Source organism: Streptomyces tricolor, assembly GCF_002155905.1.
GTDB lineage: Bacteria > Actinomycetota > Actinomycetes > Streptomycetales > Streptomycetaceae > Streptomyces > Streptomyces tricolor.
Genome location: NZ_MUMF01000711.1, coordinates 1 through 2,616, shown reverse-complemented (window position 1 = coordinate 2,616; position 2,616 = coordinate 1). Strand labels below are relative to the sequence as shown.

At 73.5% G+C, this 2,616-nt stretch carries 2 protein-coding genes; both read left to right on the top strand.

From position 1 onward, the window contains the following. The coding region (locus tag CCN44_RS37955) for an FtsW/RodA/SpoVE family cell cycle protein (RefSeq protein WP_086703354.1) at positions 1-1,305 on the top strand (1,305 nt) is incomplete at its 5' end. A 35-nt stretch (positions 1,306-1,340) separates the two neighbouring features. After that, positions 1,341-2,616 (top strand): penicillin-binding transpeptidase domain-containing protein (locus CCN44_RS37950; protein ID WP_086703356.1); only part of this gene is annotated, 1,276 nt, incomplete at its 3' end.

Here is a 2,616-nt window from a genome sequence, read left to right as displayed (position 1 = left end):
ACGCCCCGGCGCCGGGGCGTCGAACTGTCCCTGCTCGTGCTGGCCGTCCTGCTGTCGGTGTACGGCTACTGCGCGGTGGGGCTGGCGCGGACCGGTACCGTCCCGCCCGGTGCCGTCGGGTACGGCGCCGGGCTCGGCGTGCTGGCCCTGTTCGCCCATCTCGCGGTCCGCATCCGGGCGCCGTACGCCGATCCGCTGCCGCTGCCCATCGGGGTGCTGTTGAACGGGCTGGGGCTGGTGCTGATCTACCGGCTGGACCTGGAGACACCGGGCGACCAGGCGGCCCCCACCCAACTGGTGTGGTCGACGCTCGGGGTGGGCCTGTTCATCGGGGTGGTCCTGGTGCTGCGCGACCACCGGGTGCTCCAGCGGTACGCGTACGTCTGCGTGGTGGCCGCCCTCGTCCTGCTGGCGCTGCCGATCCTGTTCCCGGCGGTGAACGGCGCCCGGATCTGGATCCGGATCGCCGGGTTCTCCATCCAGCCGGGCGAGTTCGCGAAGGTGCTGCTCGCGGTGTTCTTCGCCGCCTATCTGGCCGCCAACCGCAGCGCGCTCGCCTATACCGGCCGCCGGCTGTGGCGGTTGCAGTTCCCGACCGGGCGGGTGCTGGGGCCGATCCTGACGATCTGGCTGGTGAGCGTGGGCGTGCTGGTGCTGGAGCGGGACCTCGGGACCTCGCTGCTGTTCTTCGGGCTGTTCGTGGTGCTGCTGTACGTGGCCACCGGGCGCACCGGCTGGATCGCGGTCGGGCTGCTGCTGGCCGTGCTCGGCGCCTTCGCGGTGGGGCGGCTGGAGCCGCATGTGGGCGGGCGGATCGAGGACTGGCTGCACCCGTTCGCCACCATCGAGGCCGGGCACGGCCCCAACCAGCTCGCCCAGTCGCTGTTCGCCTTCGCCGCCGGCGGGATGCTCGGCACCGGGCTGGGGCTCGGGCACTCCATCCTGATCGGCTTCGCCGTCAAGTCGGACTTCATCCTGGCGACCGCCGGGGAGGAGCTGGGCCTGGCGGGCCTCGCGGCGATCGTGCTGCTGTACGCCCTGCTGGTGGAGCGCGGCTACCGGGCGGGTCTGGCGCTGCGCGAGCCGTTCGGGCGGCTCCTCGCGGTCGGGCTGGCCTCGATCGTGGCGCTGCAGGTGTTCGTGATCGCGGGCGGGGTCACCGGGCTGATCCCGCTGACCGGCATGGCGATGCCGTTCCTCGCCCAGGGCGGCTCCTCGGTGGTCACCAACTGGGCGATCGTGGCGCTGCTGGTGCGGGTGAGCGACTCGGCGCGCAGCCAGTACGACGGCCGGGAGGCGCCGTGACCGAGTACGGCGGCCTGCCCGAGAGCGGGCGTCCGATGGCGCGGTACATCCGGCACGCCTGTGTGTTCTGCGCCCTGTTGCTGGCGGCCCTGCTGGCCAACGCCACCCGGGTGCAGGTCGTGCAGTCCCGGGAGTACGACGGCAATCCGGCCAACCGCCGGGCCACCATCGCCCGCTACCAGCAGCCGCGCGGGGACATCCTGGTGGGCGGCGTGCCGGTCACCGGCTCGATGGACACCGGCGAGCAGCTGCGCTACGAACGCACCTACCGCAACGGCCCGTTGTACGCGCCGGTCACCGGCTTCTCCTCGCAGATGTACGGCACCACGTTCCTGGAGCACACCGAGGACGGGGTGCTGTCCGGCACCGATCCGATGCTCGCGCCGCTGCCGCTGTGGAACGACGTGACGCGGGCGCCGAACCGCGGCGGGGACGTCGTCACGACCCTGGACCGGCGGGCGCAGGAGGCCGCGTACCGGGGGCTCGCCGGGCGCAAGGGCGCGGTGGCCGCGGTCGAGCCGGCCACGGGCCGCGTCCTGGCGCTGGTGACCAGCCCGTCGTACGACCCCGCGGAACTGTCCGGCAACAACGAGGCGGTGGCTGCGGCGTGGGACCGGCTGAACCACGACCCGGAGAAGCCGATGCTGAACCGGGCGGTGCGGCAGACCTATCCGCCGGGGTCGACGTTCAAGGTGGTCACCGCGGCGGCGGCGCTGGACGCGGGCGTGGTCACGGACCTGGACGCGCGCACCGACTCCCCCGACCCCTACCGGCTGCCCGGCACCACCACCCGGCTGACCAACGAGGCCGACGGCTGCGCGGACGCGTCGGTGCGGGACGCCTTCGAATGGTCCTGCAACACGGTCTTCGCCAAGCTGGGCGTGGACGTGGGGGTGCGGGACATGGCGGCCATGGCCCAGGCGTTCGGGTTCAACGACACCGGGGTGCGCATCCCCTTCGCGGTGTCCCCCAGCACGTTCGACACGACGGTGGACAAGGCGCAGCTGGCGCTGTCCTCGATCGGGCAGTACAACACGCGGGCCACGCCGTTGCAGATGGCGATGGTCGCGGCGGCGGTCGCGGACGGCGGCCGGCTGCGTCCGCCGTACCTGGTGGAGCGGACCACCCGGCACGGCGGTGAGACGGTCACGGGCAGCGGGGCCCGGCCGGGACGGCAGGTGATGCGGCCGGCCACCGCGGCCCGGCTGCGGGAGCTGATGGCCGGCGTGGTCCGGGACGGCACCGGCACCAACGCGGCCCTCCCCGGCGTGCTGGTCGGCGGCAAGACCGGTACCGCCCAGCACGGCGTCG